The following is a 16,440-nucleotide window of genomic DNA, read 5'->3' on the forward strand; positions in this document are numbered from 1 at the left end:
TAGATTAAGAACTAATTAATAAAATATTAATAAACCTTGTATTCAGCTAGAGACTGTCATTGTAAAATTCTAAAATTCTCAGTCTCCTAGCTCATTTGGTAACTTTATAAAATGAAGGCAGTAATCTTAGCCGCCGGTGTTGGGCGACGCCTGGGTAAAAACGGGCAAAACCAACCCAAGTGTTTGCTGAATTTTAACGGCAAATCACTACTAGAACGCCATTTGAACTATCTGCGCGATTTGCAGGTAGATGAAGTAGCGATCGCTGTGGGTTACCAGGCTGAAAAAATCCAGGATCAAATTCAAGCTCTAGGAGTAGAGAGTTGGGTTAGTACTGTTTACAATCCTGATTACACTAAAGGAAGTATTATCAGCCTTTGGGCGTTACGAGAACACCTTAAATCCGGCGAGCATCTGTTATTGATGGATGCAGATGTTTTGTACGATCGCCGCATTTTAGAAAGATTGGTGAAAACAAATATTTCCAACTCTTTTTTGCTGGATCGAGATTTTGAACAAGGAGAAGAACCAGTAAAGCTTTGTGTTCGAGATGGTTATTTAGTCGAGTTTCGCAAACAAGTTGCTCCAGATTTAACATATGACTTTGCAGGTGAATCAGTAGGATTCTTTCGTTTTGAGGGTGAAGTTGCCCTGCGTCTTGCCGAGCGTGCGGAACACTATGTTGCGAACCAGCGACATGAAGAACCTTATGAAGAAGTAATTCGGGATCTGCTTTTAGAAACTCCAAAAGCTTTTGGGTACGAAGATATCACTGGCTTATCTTGGATCGAAATTGATTTTCCAGAGGATATTAAACGTGCCGAGAACGAGATTTTACCTCAGTTAGGAGAATGATGAACCAACTATCCGCACCTGTTGTTACAAGTTCAAAACCAAGCAAGTGCACTCGCCTGCGAGCATTACTAGAATCGCCTCAACTCGAATTTATCATGGAAGCCCACAATGGCATTAGTGCTCGGATTGTGGAAGAGGCTGGATTTAAAGGCATTTGGGCAAGTGGGTTAGCTTTGTCTGCTCAATTTGGTGTTCGAGATAACAATGAAGCTAGTTGGACGCAAATTGTAGAAATGCTAGAGTTTATGTCCGACATCACCCAAATTCCGATTTTATTAGATGGAGATACGGGTTATGGCAACTTTAATAATATGCGACGTCTCGTGCGCAAGCTAGAACAACGAGGTATAGCGGGAGTCTGTATCGAAGATAAGCTTTTCCCAAAAACCAACAGTTTTATCAACGGCAACCGTCAACCATTGGCTGATATCGATGAATTTTGCGGCAAAATCAAAGCAGGTAAAGACAGCCAAATAGACGCAGATTTCTGCATCATTGCCCGTGTCGAAGCTTTAATTGCAGGTTGGGATCTACCTGAAGCACTGCGTAGAGCACAAGCTTATTACGCAGCAGGAGCAGACGCGATTCTAATTCACAGTAAATTATCTCGTCCCGATCAAGTGCTAGCCTTTGCTAAAGAGTGGGCAGGGCGCTCTCCTTTAGTAATTGTCCCCACCAAATATTACAGCACTCCAACCGATGTCTTTCGCCAAGCAGGAATTAGCTTGGTAATTTGGGCAAACCACATGATTCGTGCTGCCGTTGCCAGCATGGAAGCGATCGCCAAAGAAGTTCAAGCTAGCGAAACCTTAGTCAACATTGAAGATCATATTGCTCCACTCAAGGAAATTTTTCGCTTGCAGGGAGCAGACGAACTACAAGCAGCGGAAAAACGCTACTTCTCTGATGGACGCCAGCACACTCATGCTTTTGTTCTCGCTGCTACCAGGGGAGAGGAATTCCACGGTTTAACACTAGATAAGCCCAAAGTCATGTTACCTATTGGTGGTAAACCTTTGCTTAGAAATTTAGTAGATAAATTTAAGAAACTTGCTATTAATAATGTCACCGTTATTGCAGGATATAAACCGGAAACTATTGATGTACCTGGGACTAAAGTTATACAGAATCCAGAATATGAAACCACAGGAGAATTAGCTTCTTTAGCCTGCGCCCAAGGCAAATTCAGCGATGATATGCTGGTAGTCTACGGTGATTTGCTTTTTAGAAGCTACATCCTCCGAGATTTATTAGACTGTCCAGGAGAAATCGTTACTATCGTCGATTCGGTTAAGCACAGTAAATCAGTGAGTGGTTCTCCTGACTATGCCTATTGTTCAGCCCCAGATGAACTGTCCTTGTTTGGACAAAATGTCGATCTCCTGCAAATCTCCAAAGCAATGCAGACACAAGGTAAGGAATTTAGTGGACGCTGGGTTGGAATGTTGCGCTTTCGCAGTCAGGGCAGACAATGGTTAGAAGAAGCTTTAAATGAGTTACAAAAACAAGCAGATTTTAACAGTATGAGTTTAGCAGATTTGTGTAATTATTTAATTGCCCAAGGTAAACCAATTAAGGTGATTTATATTCGCGGTCACTGGCTAGATATTAACTCCTTAGATGACCTTGACCTTGCTTTCCAATTACAAAAATGATACCGTCATGTGATTCATGCTATATCCTCATTACGGGATAATAGGGTTATTCTGGATTGGGTACAAGTCGCTGATTTCTATAATCAACCAACAAATCTAGCGTTTCAAGTACTGTTTGCCCAATCAGCACAGTATCACCTATCACTAATACCGCTTCAGTAGTTTCCCGTCCTTCCAATTCTATAATCACAGGTTCCGTCAAGCCGACAGATTCCTCCATGCCGTTAGCGTATTGAGCAACCTGCTGACCTCGAATCCTCAAACCTAACTGCTGTACAATCGACATCGGTAGTACTGTACGCACAGCCCCAGTATCCACCAGTGCTTCGGTTTCACACACCCGCAGCATATTGGGATTGAGTATTCCTCGGCTCACAAGCGCTTCGTCTATGGCATTTGTCAGTTTAACTTTGACGCGAACCTCACCCATAGAATCATTAGTAGCATTCAACTTGTAGGCTCGCATAATTTTGTTCCTTTTTGTTTCTAGAATAAATCACTGCTGCTGTGAACAGTGCGATCGCATTTCCAAATCACCGTCTTATCGTTGCGAAAATGGCGATCGCACCAGCTACTACCTGCAAGCTCCATAGTAATGGTCAGGCTATACTGAACACAGTTCCCAACCCAAAAAAATCATGCTTCAAGAGATCGAAGCCATATTTGACGGCACAGCCCTTCAACTGGAAACACCCTTAAATTTAGCTGTAGGTACGAGGGTGCGAATTGTCGTTGAAAGTATCTTACCAAACGAACAAAAACCTAAATCATTTCTTCAAACTGCTAAATCTTTGCAGTTACAGGGAGAGCCAGATTGGTCAGAGAAAGTTGATCGGTGTTTGTATAGAGAAGTCTAGCGCGATCGCACGTAATACCCACCGAAGGCGATCGCTCCAGCCACTACTTGGGAGGGTATCGTGGGGATTTCACTCCATTCCTCGTTCCTTGCTTCTAGCAAGGAATGCGTTCCGAGAGGCTCCACCTGCTTACCCCTAGAGGCTCTGCCTCTAGAAGTGCGTTTCCAGCCTCCAGACTGGGAACGAGAAAGGGGAGAAGTCCTTGATAAGATTTTTTTGAGAAATACCAGCCTTCAAGGTTGGATTTGATCGGGAGTTGTTATAGATAATGATTCAGGCAGAGGAATTTGTAGAAGCTGCCCGTAGGCTTGGCTTTGAATTTTACGCAGGTGTACCCTGTTCCTTTCTCACCCCTTTTATCAACTACGTTATTAACGACACTCAACTTACTTATATCTCTTCAGCTAACGAAGGAGATGCATTGGCAACTGCGGCAGGAGCAACAATTGGTGGTAAAAAAGCCGTAGTGATGATGCAAAACTCTGGTTTGGGCAATGCTGTTAACCCCCTGACTTCTCTTGCTTATACATTCCGGATTCCATTACTGTTAATTTGTACGCTGCGGGGCGATCGCCAACTCAAAGATGAACCGCAACACGAACTGATGGGGCAAATCACAGATAAATTGTTGGAAACGATCGCAGTTCCTTGGGAATTCTTTCCTACAGAAGCCGCAGAAATAGAACCTGTTTTACAACGTGCCAATGCCTACATGAACCAAGAACGTCGTCCCTACGCTTTAATTATGCGTAAGGGAACTGTGGCTCCCCATGCTCTGAAACGTGCTTCTATTCCCACTCGTTCTCCCATCAATGAAGGAAATAATCTCGGTTCGACGCAGAAAAGTTTTTTTACAGGCGACAAAGAGCAACGCGTTTCCCGCTATCAAGTACTAGAGAAGATTGTTGAACTCACTCAACAGCCAAATACAGTAATAATTGCAACCACCGGATATACGGGGCGAGAACTTTTTGCTTGTAGCGATCGCAGCAATCACCTTTACATGGTAGGGTCGATGGGTTGCGCTTCCTCGTTGGGTTTGGGGCTTTCTTTAGTGCTTCCGGAACTAAAGGTAGTGGTGATTGACGGAGATGGTGCTGCCCTTATGCGAATGGGTAATTTTGCTACCATCGGCACTTATGGCGGTTCTAACTTACTCCACATTCTCTTAGATAATGAAGCCCACGATTCTACTGGCGCTCAAGCAACAGTTTCTGCTGGCGTTGATTTTGCCAAAATTGCTCAAGCCTGCGGTTATGGTACAACCTTAGCAGGAGACGACCTCTTACTACTAGATGCCCTATTTGCTGCGGATAGTAATTCTAGTCCCAAATTCGCTCATTTGAAAATTCGTGCGGGAACGCTGGAAAATTTACCACGCCCTAACCTATCCCCGGAAGCGGTGTTGCAACGTTTGATATCTCATATTAGTTTTCAGGAGAAGGCAGAAGGAAGAGAAGATAGGAAGTTTTAGTGAAATTTGAAATTTCGAGTTCAAAATGAGAAACTTCTAGTTTAAAACGAGAACCTTCAGGCTTGAAATTAGAAACTTCGAGTTCAAAATGAGAAACTTCTAGTTCAAAACGAGAACCTTCAGGCTTGAAACCAGAAACTTCGAGTTCAAAATGAGAAACTTCTAGTTTAAAACGAGAACTTTCAGGCTTGAAATTAGAAACTTCTAGTTCAAAATGAGAAACTTCTAGTTTAAAAAGAGAACCTTCAGGCTTAAAACTAGAAACTTCTAGTTCAAAACCTGGCTCCTGTCCTATATCCCCAGTATCCAATACTCAATGATGATTTTACTTAATCCCGGCCCTGTCAATCTGAGCGATCGCACGAGAAATGCTTTATTGCGTCCCGATTTGTGTCACCGTGAAGTTGAATTTTCTCAGCTGCAAACCAAAATTCGAGAAAAGCTACTAAAAGTATATAACCTAGAGAGCGATCGCTTTGCAGCAGTTTTGCTCACTGGCTCTGGTACGGCAGCAATGGAAGCAATGATTGCAAGTTTAGTACCAAGGGACGGAAAGTTACTAGTGATTGAAAACGGTGTATATGGCGAAAGATTATCGAAAATAGCCACGATTCACGGCATTGATTGCCTAACACTCCATCATCCTTGGGGTGCTGAAATTAATCTCCAAGGTTTAGTCAAACTTCTAGATGAAAATGCCGATATTACTCACCTTGCCGTCGTCCATCACGAAACTACCACAGGTCGTTTGAATAATTTAGCTGAACTTGCCCCTATTTGCCAGGAACGCAACATCCAACTTTTGGTAGATGCGGTGAGCAGTTTTGGTGGTGAAGAAATAAATTTTGCTAATTGGGGAATTACGGCTTGTGCTGCCACAGCCAACAAATGTCTGCACGGTATTCCTGGAACATCTTTTGTTATTGTGCGGCGAGATGCACTACCTTCAACAGATACTATGCCACGTACTTTATATTTAGATTTGGGAACATATTGCCGCGAACAAGATAAAGGCGCTACTCCCTTTACTCAATCAGTTCAAGCATTTTATGCTTTAGCAGAAGCTTTGGACGAACTCGAAGAAGCAGGAGGTTGGCGTGCTAGACATACTTATTACCGCGAACTTGCTAGCTTAGTAAGGTATGGATTAGTGGCAATGGGAATTAAACCCCTACTTACCGCAGAAAGTTCGTCAGTTGTCCTTAATGCTTATTACTTGCCAGAAGGATTTAGCTATGAGGAATTTCACGACGAACTGAAAGCACAAGGCTTTGTGATTTATGCTGGGCAAGGAGATTTAGCCAAATCTATTTTTCGAGTCTCGACAATGGGAGCGATCGCTCATGCAGATATGGAACGCTTTCTTGCTGTGGTAAAACAGATGATTCAGGCGAGGCAGTAAACTTGTTTGGAGATGAATTTACCCTCTAACGTCAACTAGCGCCTAAAAAAGTGAAACGGTATGAGAGGGCAGTCAAAATGTCATCAAGTGAATCCAGCAACAGCAATATTATTGAAGTAGACGGCATTCAATTTGAAACATTGATGCCTGAGCGTGTCGTGCAAATTCCACCAAAGCTACTTAATGCTAAATTCCAAGTTCAGTTTGGTATTCGGATTACTAATAACACAGCAATTACTCGTAGTTTCCTACTCTTTTTTGCGCGTCCACAATTCCTACAATTAAATCAACAAAAGGTTCCAAAATTCGGCCCTAATGTAAATGGAAGCTACAATCCTCTATTATCTGATTTTCAATTATTGATACCTGGAAAAAGCCTAACTCTTGCGTTAAAAGGATATTTTCAATGGGAGAGCCATAAACTGAAGTTTGTATTTATTGAAAAAGGCGGTTGCTGTTGGATATTTAGTGATTTCAAACCCGGCACATACTGGGGGTTCAGTTTACTTATGAAAATCAATATTCAGCATGGGAGCAGAGGGGCGATTGGAGTGTTCCCATAGATTTAAAGCCAGTGTGGAAGGAGCAAATTTACAATAACCCCAGAAGTAACATTGTCAAGATAGAAGATGTCTGGGTAGGTGAGATATCTACACCCTTAGTGAAATTTTGCCTAGTTCAGGCTTGAAGGGCGATTAGCACCCTGGCACAAAGACTTGTTGTGCTGTTAGTTGCAAATTGGGAAAGATTGAGGAAAACTCATAGCGATCGCTATCGCCGTGATTATTCCTTAAAATTGAGCGATCGCCAACTCTTTGATAGTAACTACAAAATAGTCGGAAGCCCTACCTGCTTTGGTTCAACAAAATTACCATCAAAACCGATAGTTTTATTTTCTACTCTTCTAGCATCAGCCAAAGCTTTACGAAGTTCTGCACGTTCCATCTGATCCTCAATTCCACCCAACATATAAATAAGTAACTTAGCTGCTAAATCTCGCCCAGCAACCTGCACCCGTTTTTTATTTGGATCGTACAAAATGCCATACCAAATAGACTGGGGGAACTCCATGCTACTAAAACCACCTTGTTGATCGAACTTCCGCAGTTTCTTAAAAATGTTGTCTAGATTAAATCCTTTGCGGAAAACCAAGATTCCTAAAGCTTGCGCTACAGCTACTTGACCGACAGGGCGGAAAAGCATATTCCCTTCGCCCCCATCTTTCTCAAAACTGAATCGCCGTAAGGCTGGTGTATCCTCATCTTCTAAAAGTTTATAACTAGGAAGACTTGCCAAATAATCAAAAAGCTTGTGAAACTCCCGTATTCCCTCCTCCAGTTCTTCATCCTCTGGGCGCATGGGAATTAGACCTTTATCTAAGGGTTTCCAGTGAGGAAATTTTTGCCCCAGGTATCGCTCAGACATATCTTTCAGCGCTTGCAGTGTCGTCAAAACTGTTGACTTGGCTGCAACTGTGGCACTATTCCAATTGACGCGAGGATTTCGGCTTTCTTGCTGTTCCAATAGTGGATGGGTTACAGCGATTTTTCTAGCAACAATAGAAAAACCATCATCTTCGTTGAGCTGGGCTAACTGACCTTTTGTTAAAGGTGCAGCCATCAGGTTGACGTGCACAAATATGGATCTTACGCGTCGTCTTGCCTGTTCGCGGGTTTCTCCTTTCTCTACTGCACAAATGAACTCAATACCAATTTTTTCTTTCGGTAAATTTTGCAGGTAGGCTGGTTGAAGATTATACTGCTCAATCAAGTCCGCCTCTGTAATAAATGTGTTGTCAGGAGATTTATCCTTTTTATAACGCTGGAGTTTGCCAGTTTTCAGCAATTCCATCAACCCTTGTACACCCATGAGGCGATGTTGTCCATCCAGTGCATAAATGGTTACATCCTCCTCAGAAACGTTTAATAAACCGACCTTGCCTTCTTTATCCAGAGGTATAAAGTTTGTGGTAGATTTTAAAGCTATTCCTTGGCTATTCCACTCAGAAGCTTGGGAATTGTCCACCCACGGTTGATTTATCGCTACCAGCACTGGTGGAAATTTGTGATTTTTGCGACTTATCAAATACTGAGCTAGTGGTAGTTGACGCGACCAATCAAGGGGGCGCTGCTGAATTTCGTCAATACTCTCGGCGTCAATCTCAACATTATCAGTCTGCGGATTATATTTTTGCTGAAGTAGGGGTAAGGCAGATGCAAAGCGAACTCTACCCGCAAGCCATTCTAAGGTAACAGAGCCAACATAGGCCTCAGTACCACCCATTTCTGTCTTTTGAACCAAAATCCGATCTTTCTGGTTCATGAACTTTTCTAGTAAAATAGCCAGCACCTGTTTATCCTTGTTTTCCCTTTCTAGGTACTCACTGGCAATATCAGCAGTTGGGTAGGCAGCACTTTCATCCATGTTAATTTTTAAAATCTTTAATTATAAATCAGGATAATTCTCTAAGAAAATTGATTCAGCGAGCAAAGTTTTTAAAAACCTTTAAGGATTACAATACTATGGTTGTACTTCCAGTACATATATAAAGGGTGATAAATATTGCACCATCTTCTGTCTTTCTAGCTGACAGGAAGAATTTAGGGATGGAGTTACCTGTATTTACATAGGTAGGGAGAAATGGCTACAGCACAAAAAGCAGAAAATCAAGATGGAAAAGTGCGTACTACTGTGCTGGATGAGATACCAGTTCTCACTGCTGAGATCCAAGAGTTATATTGTTTGGACGAAATACCTTGGATTATAGGGGTATCGTGGGGAAAAGATTCTAGTACGGTGTTGCAGCTAGTTTGGAATGCGATCGCTGCCCTCCCAAAAGAAAAACGAACTAAAACAATTCATGTAATTACAACAGATACTAAAGTAGAAAACCCGATTGTTTCTGCTTGGGTACGTAAATCTTTGCAACAGCTAAAGTCTGCGGCACAGAAACAACAAATGCCTGTTGAACCTCATCTGCTACAGCCTGTGGTTCAAGACACATTTTGGGTAAATCTAATTGGTAAAGGCTACCCCGCACCACGCAATCAATTTCGTTGGTGTACCGAACGTCTGAAAATTAATCCGGCTAACCATTTTATCCGCCAGATGGTTCGAGCCAATGGTGAAACAATTCTGGTTTTGGGTACTCGCAAAGCCGAAAGTTCAAAACGTGCAGCCACAATGGAAAAGCATCAAATGCGGAGAGTTCGCGATCGCCTCAGTCCTAATGGTAGCCTGCTCAATTCTTTAATTTACACCCCGATTGAAGATTGGAGTAATAATGATGTTTGGATTTATCTCAATCAGTGTGAAAATCCTTGGGGAGGGAGCAACAAAGAATTATTCAATATATATAGAGGTGCAACCGCAGATAACGAATGCCCCTTAGTTGTTGATACTTCCACTCCTAGTTGTGGTGATTCCCGATTTGGGTGCTGGGTTTGCACGCTGGTGAGTCAGGATAAATCGATGCAGGCAATGATCCAAAATGATGAAGAAAAAGAATGGATGCAGCCTTTATTAGATATCCGCAATGAATTAGATGCAGAAGACGATCGCGACAGAAGAGATTTCCGAAGAATTTGGGGGAATGTTCAACTTTTTGAGCGCAACAAAGATGGAGAAAAATCAGTAGAACCAATCCCAGGCCCTTATACTAAATATTGGCGCGAACATTGGCTAAGACGAGTATTAGAAGCGCAAACACAAATCCGCCATACAGCACCAGAAAGTATGCGCGATATTACCCTGCTCGCTCCTGAAGAACTAAGTGAAATTCGCCGCATTTGGCTAGAAGAAAAACACGAGTTTGATGATAGTTTACCCCGCATATATAAAGAAGTGACTGGTGAAGAATTCCAAGATCCCCGCCCTGGTGCTGACTATAGTCTCTTGGGTAGCGACGAGTGGGCAGTGCTAGAAGAAATTTGTGAAGGTGATGCCATGCACTTGGAATTAATGGCAAAGCTATTGGACACAGAACGCCAGTTTCGTAAGATGGCGCGGCGTGTGGGCATATATGACGCCCTAGAGAAATGTTTTGATACTAGCTCCCGTTCCCAAGAAGAAGCAATTAAAAATGCTTATTTGAAAAGAGATTTGAAAACAGCGGTTGCTCAAGGTGATGTGGAAAAGGTAAAGCAGCTAACTTTAGGAGATTTTGTAGTCACAGATGCAGCAACGAATGTAACAAGTGAACAAGTGGACGCAAAGAGCGAGCCATCTGTTGATTCCACAGATAAACCCTCGGCTGCTAAACCTAAGACTTGGGCAAGTATGAAATTCCCCAATAAGTAAACAAAACATTGTTCATGGTTAATTGTTAATTGTTAGTTGCTATTAACCATTAACCATTAACTATTAACTATTAACTAAATATCAATGATTTTTCTTGAACTTGTACTCCAAAATTTTGGCCCCTACAATGGGCGTCAGGTAATAAATCTAGATCCAAAAATTAAAGATAATGCTTGCCCGATTCTTCTTTTGGGTGGGATGAATGGAGGAGGAAAAACAACGCTCATGGATGCGATTCGTCTTGCACTTTATGGACATCGCGCCCAATGCTCTACGCGTGGAAATTTGAGCTATGGCGATTTTCTCACTCAATGCGTTAACAGTCATACACCTGCCAATGATAAAACTCGCATTGAATTAGTATTTGAACACATTGAAAATGACCAGCCAGTTAAATACAGAATTGTACGAACGTGGGAAAGAAATCCTAAAGATGGTAAAGATAATTTAGGCATTTTGGGTGATGATGACACATGGCCTGTTGAAGCTTTAGTTAATATTTGGGATGAGTATATCGAAAATTTATTGCCTTTAGGAATTTCTAACTTGTTTCTTTTTGATGGAGAACAAGTGAAGGAGTTAGCAGAACAAGAAATACCACCACCAATGGTTGTAGATGCAATTCGCGCTTTATTAGGATTAGAATTGGCTGAACGTTTGGCTGGTGATATAGATATTTTAGTTAATCGCAAACGTAAAGAAATAGCTGATAAGCAGGAATTAGAAAATTTAGAAGAAATTGAGCAGAAACTAAAGCAATTACAAGATGAGCATAAAATAGAAACGCAAAAATTTGTGTTTCTACAAAAAGAATTACAATTAGCTGAAAAATCACAAGCTATAGCTATTGATAAATTTATTTCTGAAGGTGGCAAAATTGCAGCAGAACGCAGTCAGTTAGACAAATTGAAGGAAGAAAGAACCACAGAAGCCGAACAAATTCGTAAGGCAATGTGTGAATTAGCTGGTGATGTTTTAACACTGGTGTTAATTCAACCATTACTCTCGCAAGTGCAAGCCCAAGGAGAAAAAGAATTTCGTCTCCGGCAAGCGCGAATGGCACGAGATATATTATTGGAGCGAGATAAGCGCTTACTCGAATTGATTAGTAATTTAAATATTGCAAAAGAACAAGTTGATAAAATCAAAGCTTTTCTAGCAGAAGATGAGCAGATGCAAAACTCCTCTTCTCTAAAAGAAGAACTTTGGTTATTAGCTGATGATGAAGCTCTCAGTCAGTTAGGTAATGTTATTTATTATTTGCAGAATGCCAAAATATCCGCAAAGCAACAACTTGCTATTCTGAAAACTAAAGAAGAAGAAATTATCGGTTTGGAAAGACAGGTGCAGACAGCAGCATCGCCAGAAGAATACAATAAATTACGTGATGCAATGCAAGCAGCACAAAAGAAAGTTGCTGAAGTTAAAGCTGATTGCGAAACAACACGCCGCCGTCTAGTTGAATTAGAAACTGCAATTGAAAAGCTAAAAAAGGACTTACAAGAATATACTAAGCAAACCTTAGACCGTAAGAATATAGAACATATTATTGTTGCTTCTGCTAGAGTTCAAGAAACACTTAAACTTTTTCGAGAACGTTTGACTTTAAGAAAATTAAATAAATTAGAAAATGAAGTCACTGAGTGCTTCCGCTATCTACTGCACAAATCTGATTTGGTGCATCGCATAGCTATCGATACCAACACCTTTAGCTTATCTTTGTATAACTCACAAGGTAAATCGGTTCCTAAACATCGTCTTTCGGCAGGAGAAAAACAACTTTTAGCGATCGCCTTTTTGTGGGGCTTGGCGCGAGTCTCCGGGCGTCGCTTACCAGTGGCGATTGACACACCCTTGGGCAGATTAGATTCTTCGCATCGCAGTAACTTAGTTGAACGTTACTTTCCCTCAGCCAGCCATCAAGTGATTTTACTTTCCACGGACACAGAAATCGGAAAAAAAGAAGTTCAAACTCTGCGAGATAACGAAGCGATCGCTCGCGAATACCTCCTTAAATACGACTCATCCACTCGCCAAACAACAGTGATAGAAAATAAATATTTTTGGTAAAAAGTATGGGGGTGATCGCACAATCACCCCCATCTTTTGTTTCTAAAATTATTTAATAGCACCAGCCTGTGGAAGAAATATCTAATCAGCTATATTAATTAAACTTGAAGCTTGGGAAGTAGCCAACGTCGGCGCTGTAAAAACGCTGGAATATAAACTTGATGGTTGCTGTCTGGCTACAACTGGTAGAAATTGACGGGCATGGGCTGCTACTTCTACAGTTTTGACATCATAAGTTTGTGTTGCCAATTTTGGATACAAACCGATACCGATGATGGGAATCATTAAACAAGCGGTTATAAATAGTTCGCGGGGTTTAACATCAGGTACAATCGCATCCAAATGTAGTTCGGTGTTTTGCTTGCCGTAGAACACTTGGCGTAACATCGACAGTAAATAAATCGGAGTCATAATCACGCCTACAGCAGATAGCAGCACAACTACGACTTTGAAGTTGGAACTGTAAACGTCGCTGTTAGCAATTCCCAAAAATACCATCAATTCACCAACAAAACCACTCATTCCCGGTAGCGCTAGAGAAGCCATCGCACCAGCAGTAAACAGAGCAAAGGTTCTCGGCATTACCTTGGCAATACCGCCCATTTGATCCATCATCAAGGTGTGAGTACGCTCGTAAGTCACGCCAGAGAGGAAGAATAAGGTAGCGGCAATCAAACCGTGGGAAATCATTTGCAGTACGGCACCGCTCATACCTACTTCTGTATAAGAAGCGATACCAATCAGAACAAAACCCATGTGGGCGATCGAAGAATAAGCCAAGCGACGCTTGAGATTAGTTTGAGCGAAGGCACAGCAAGCACCGTAAACAATGTTGACTACACCCAAAATTGCTAACACCGGGGCAAAGTAAACATGAGCATTAGTCAGCATTTCCATGTTGATGCGGATCAGGGCATAACCACCCATCTTCAACAACACACCAGCTAAAATCATCGAACCGGGTGCAGAAGCTTCACCGTGAGCATCGGGCAACCAAGTGTGGAGAGGGAAAATTGGCATCTTCACGCCAAACGCAATCAAGAAACCTGCATAAGCTAGGAGTTCCAGTGCTTTGGGATATTGCTTCATTCCCAAGGTTGTGATGTCAAAGCTAACGGTATCTCCATAGAATGCCAGCGCAAAAGCTGCTACCAAGATAAATATTGAAGCGGCTGCGGTGTAGAGAATGAATTTAGTAGCGGCATAACGGCGCTTTTGCCCTCCCCAGATGGAAATCAACAGGTACACAGGCACCAATTCAATTTCCCACATCAAGAAGAACAACAGCAGATCCTGAGCGACAAACACCCCAATCTGGGCACTATACAACACCAACATCAAACCATAAAACAAACGCGGCTTGTTGGTTACTTTCCAAGCCGCGAAGATTGCGAGTGTGTTGATTAAGCCTGTTAGCAGTACTAGCGGCATTGACAAACCATCTACTGCTACTGACCAATTTAGGCCTATTTGCGGCACCCAGGCATATTTTTCAACCAGTTGGTAGGTGGTGTTTTGAAAGTCGTAGTTATGCCAAAAAGCATAAATCATTAAGGCAAAGTCGGCGATCGCTACTCCCAAACCGTACCAACGAGCTGTTTTACCTTCTTTATCTGGGACGAGCGGGATGGCTAAACCAGCCACCAGCGGCAAGAGGATTATGGTTGTTAACCAGGGTATTTGAGCAATCATCACTGACAATCGTTTTTCGTTTTTGCTTTTAATTACATTATATTAAGCAGTTCATACTTTTGTAAACGTTATTTATCTCTAGAAGATTAAATATTAGGCATAAATAGTAATAAATACTTATAAAGCTCTCTAGACTCATTCTAAATGTTAAGAATTACAACGTCAACAAAGAACGGTGGTTTGCACTACCGTTACATATCTTAATATAACTGTCTTCAGGAGGATATTTGTTATGACAATTCCTCAAATACTAATAGATGCCCGACTTCTGGCGAGAAGTCGGGCATCTCAATTTTTCATGGACTTTAAACAATCCGATTAACAATCGTCCATACTTCCCCATCAGAACGGACATGGGGAACGGAAATAGTCTTGAAACCAGTGATAAAGGGTTTGTAATAAACTTGCCAGTAAAGAGGGCTGAGTTGATCGGCGCAAGCCTTGAGACTGCGTATTTCTGTTGCAAGTTCGGCTGCTAGTTCATTGATACGTTCAGCATGAATTTGAGCCTGTTTTTTTGCCTCCTCTAGCTGCTGCTGTTGGATTGATTGTGTCTGCCGACGCGTTAACTGGGCTTGTTTTTGTTTCAATTGAGCTTCTAGGGCAGCAATAGCATCATCTATCCCCTTCAGTTCTGCAAACAACTCAGGATTTTCTTTCGCTTGCCGACGGTACACTTGTGCTATTGCTTGGGGTGAATCATTCTCTGGAGGCGTTACATTGACAGCAAGAGCGGCACGTTCTTGACGCAAAGCCTGAATTTGAGATTGAATTGCTGCTATTTCTGCCTGATATTGCTCCATTGTTACTTATCTGTGAATAAATGACTGATGATTAACAAAAGCTTCTTGCTCCTTGAGTATCAATAGCAAGCGATCGCACCACTGGTGAAATTCCCTGTTGCTGCCAAGCAAACGACATTGCCGCCACTACAGTTTCTGAATGGGCTGTATCTGTTAATGCCAATAGTGTAGGGCCAGCACCACTAATTACCATACCGCAAGCACCGGCAGCAAGGGCGGCTTCTTTGACAGCCTCATAACCCTGAATAAGTGATTCTCGGTAAGGTTGATGTAGTTTATCTTGCAAAGCAGCCCGCAACCAATCTTTCCTACCAGTTTCCAAACCGCGTAACAACAGTCCTAGATGAGCTGTATTAAAAATTGCATCTGCACGGCTCACTTGAGTTGGCAGCACCCGTCGCGCCTCCTGGGTAGAAAGCTCAAAATTAGGAATTGCCACTACTGGCACAATATCTTCATGCCAAGGAACATCACAAATCTCCCAACCCTCGTCACTGCTGGCAGCAAGACGGCAGCCTCCAATCAGGGCAGGGACAACATTATCTGGATGTCCTTCCATTGCGATCGCTAACTCCATTATCTCCGACTGAGTCAGAGGTTCGCCTGCTAACAAATTAGCACCAACCAAACCACCGACAATTGCCGTCGCTGAACTACCCAAACCCCGTGCTAAAGGTACAGCTAGCTTGATATCAATTTGCACGGGTGGGGGAGTCTGTCCTAAGTGTTGATATAACTTTACAAAAGCCTGGTAAAGCAGATTGCTTTCATCAGTTTTAACTTGTTCCGCCTCTAAACCCGTCACAGTAATTGTGACTCCAGCTTGATTGTGGTTAGCGAACTTAAACTCGTTATACAGCGTGAGAGCGGCACCGATACAATCAAATCCTGGCCCCAAATTTGCAGTTGTGGCTGGAACAGTAACAGATACAGAAGAAACAACAGTCATTGAAAAAACTAACTAATCAATCAACCAGCATCTCATGTAAATGGTTGATTTGCTCATCAGTCATGCCAATTGTCTTTAAATAATCAACTACTCCGCCATACTGTTGTTCCAAATAACTGAAAGTTTCTAGAACTGTTTCCGGTGGAGACTTAAACATAACCGTAATTTAACAATAACTGCTGACTTGCTGGGGTGAGACGATGTAGGCTATCTGAGCGCAACACAGTACGCCAGCGCGTCTTTTTGCCATCTAAAGTTTCATAGCCACCGATATCGCGGGTGTTGTAGCAACCTTCCAGCGCTAAGAGTCGTTGCATGGGTTCGTGTGAACTCATAAAAATTTCCTCGCAATAGCTCTTGACTTTGCCCTTAGGGAAGGGTGTG

At 42.2% G+C, this 16,440-nt stretch carries 17 protein-coding genes; 8 read left to right on the forward strand and 9 right to left on the reverse strand.

What is annotated here, in order from left to right:
* Window positions 1–111 precede the first annotated feature (111 nt).
* Both UYC_RS0114725 and aepX read left to right on the forward strand, forming a co-directional pair.
* Entirely contained in the window at window positions 112–855 is a 744-nt protein-coding gene (locus UYC_RS0114725; RefSeq protein ID WP_016872846.1) for a phosphocholine cytidylyltransferase family protein, read from the forward strand.
* On the forward strand, window positions 852–2,510 hold the full coding sequence (aepX, locus tag UYC_RS0114730) for a phosphoenolpyruvate mutase (RefSeq protein WP_235082858.1): 1,659 nt from the start codon (window positions 852–854) through the stop codon (window positions 2,508–2,510). The genes UYC_RS0114725 and aepX overlap by 4 nt, the downstream gene beginning before the upstream one ends.
* 46 nt (window positions 2,511–2,556) lie before the next feature.
* On the opposite strand, the gene UYC_RS0114735 is transcribed toward aepX, so the two are convergent.
* The gene (locus tag UYC_RS0114735; protein ID WP_016872844.1) at window positions 2,557–2,976 is read right to left on the reverse strand and encodes a retroviral-like aspartic protease family protein; all 420 of its coding nucleotides are present in this window, start codon (window positions 2,974–2,976) and stop codon (window positions 2,557–2,559) included.
* A gap of 172 nt (window positions 2,977–3,148) precedes the next feature.
* Here UYC_RS0114735 and UYC_RS0114740 point away from each other — a divergent pair, with 172 nt between their 5' ends.
* Window positions 3,149–3,367 (forward strand): hypothetical protein, encoded by a 219-nt coding sequence (locus tag UYC_RS0114740; protein ID WP_016872843.1) that lies wholly within the window; start codon window positions 3,149–3,151, stop codon window positions 3,365–3,367.
* On the opposite strand, the gene UYC_RS39920 is transcribed toward UYC_RS0114740, so the two are convergent.
* A complete protein-coding gene (locus tag UYC_RS39920) occupies window positions 3,364–3,492 on the reverse strand; it encodes a hypothetical protein (protein ID WP_268743977.1) in 129 nt (42 codons plus the stop codon). The two genes, UYC_RS0114740 and UYC_RS39920, sit on opposite strands and share 4 nt — an antisense overlap.
* 143 nt (window positions 3,493–3,635) lie before the next feature.
* Here UYC_RS39920 and aepY point away from each other — a divergent pair, with 143 nt between their 5' ends.
* Window positions 3,636–4,841: a phosphonopyruvate decarboxylase gene (gene aepY / locus UYC_RS0114745; RefSeq protein ID WP_016872842.1), complete on the forward strand. Its 1,206-nt coding sequence runs from the start codon at window positions 3,636–3,638 to the stop codon at window positions 4,839–4,841.
* Here aepY and UYC_RS0114750 read toward each other — a convergent pair.
* Entirely contained in the window at window positions 4,795–5,151 is a 357-nt protein-coding gene (locus tag UYC_RS0114750) for a hypothetical protein (RefSeq protein WP_016872841.1), read from the reverse strand. The two genes, aepY and UYC_RS0114750, sit on opposite strands and share 47 nt — an antisense overlap.
* Window positions 5,152–5,157: 6 nt before the next feature.
* Here UYC_RS0114750 and UYC_RS0114755 point away from each other — a divergent pair, with 6 nt between their 5' ends.
* A complete protein-coding gene (locus tag UYC_RS0114755) occupies window positions 5,158–6,243 on the forward strand; it encodes a 2-aminoethylphosphonate aminotransferase (protein ID WP_016872840.1) in 1,086 nt (361 codons plus the stop codon).
* Window positions 6,244–6,320: 77 nt separating this feature from the next.
* On the forward strand, window positions 6,321–6,806 hold the full coding sequence (locus tag UYC_RS0114760) for a hypothetical protein (RefSeq protein WP_016872839.1): 486 nt from the start codon (window positions 6,321–6,323) through the stop codon (window positions 6,804–6,806).
* A gap of 262 nt (window positions 6,807–7,068) precedes the next feature.
* On the opposite strand, the gene UYC_RS0114765 is transcribed toward UYC_RS0114760, so the two are convergent.
* Window positions 7,069–8,667: a DGQHR domain-containing protein gene (locus tag UYC_RS0114765; protein ID WP_016872838.1), complete on the reverse strand. Its 1,599-nt coding sequence runs from the start codon at window positions 8,665–8,667 to the stop codon at window positions 7,069–7,071.
* A 216-nt stretch (window positions 8,668–8,883) separates the two neighbouring features.
* Here UYC_RS0114765 and dndC point away from each other — a divergent pair, with 216 nt between their 5' ends.
* Window positions 8,884–10,542, forward strand: a complete 1,659-nt coding sequence (gene dndC, locus UYC_RS0114770; protein ID WP_016872837.1) for a DNA phosphorothioation system sulfurtransferase DndC — start codon at window positions 8,884–8,886, stop codon at window positions 10,540–10,542.
* Window positions 10,543–10,626: 84 nt separating this feature from the next.
* Entirely contained in the window at window positions 10,627–12,612 is a 1,986-nt protein-coding gene (gene dndD / locus UYC_RS0114775) for a DNA sulfur modification protein DndD (protein ID WP_016872836.1), read from the forward strand.
* Window positions 12,613–12,693: 81 nt separating this feature from the next.
* Here dndD and UYC_RS0114780 read toward each other — a convergent pair whose 3' ends face one another.
* The 5 genes from UYC_RS0114780 to UYC_RS0114800 form a co-directional block, all read right to left on the reverse strand.
* Window positions 12,694–14,304, reverse strand: coding sequence for an NAD(P)H-quinone oxidoreductase subunit 4 (locus tag UYC_RS0114780; RefSeq protein ID WP_016872835.1), 1,611 nt, complete (start codon window positions 14,302–14,304; stop codon window positions 12,694–12,696).
* Window positions 14,305–14,609: 305 nt separating this feature from the next.
* Window positions 14,610–15,107 (reverse strand): coiled-coil domain-containing protein, encoded by a 498-nt coding sequence (locus UYC_RS0114785; protein ID WP_016872834.1) that lies wholly within the window; start codon window positions 15,105–15,107, stop codon window positions 14,610–14,612.
* 31 nt (window positions 15,108–15,138) lie between these two features.
* Window positions 15,139–16,056, reverse strand: a complete 918-nt coding sequence (gene thrB, locus UYC_RS0114790) for a homoserine kinase (RefSeq protein ID WP_016872833.1) — start codon at window positions 16,054–16,056, stop codon at window positions 15,139–15,141.
* A 16-nt stretch (window positions 16,057–16,072) separates the two neighbouring features.
* On the reverse strand, window positions 16,073–16,213 hold the full coding sequence (locus UYC_RS37840; protein WP_016872832.1) for a tyrosine-protein phosphatase: 141 nt from the start codon (window positions 16,211–16,213) through the stop codon (window positions 16,073–16,075).
* Window positions 16,206–16,391: a tyrosine-protein phosphatase gene (locus UYC_RS0114800; protein ID WP_016872831.1), complete on the reverse strand. Its 186-nt coding sequence runs from the start codon at window positions 16,389–16,391 to the stop codon at window positions 16,206–16,208. Before UYC_RS0114800 ends, UYC_RS37840 begins: the two co-directional genes overlap by 8 nt.
* Window positions 16,392–16,440 lie beyond the last annotated feature (49 nt).

The sequence above is a fragment of the Chlorogloeopsis fritschii PCC 6912 genome (assembly GCF_000317285.1).
GTDB classification, from domain to species: domain Bacteria; phylum Cyanobacteriota; class Cyanobacteriia; order Cyanobacteriales; family Nostocaceae; genus Chlorogloeopsis; species Chlorogloeopsis fritschii.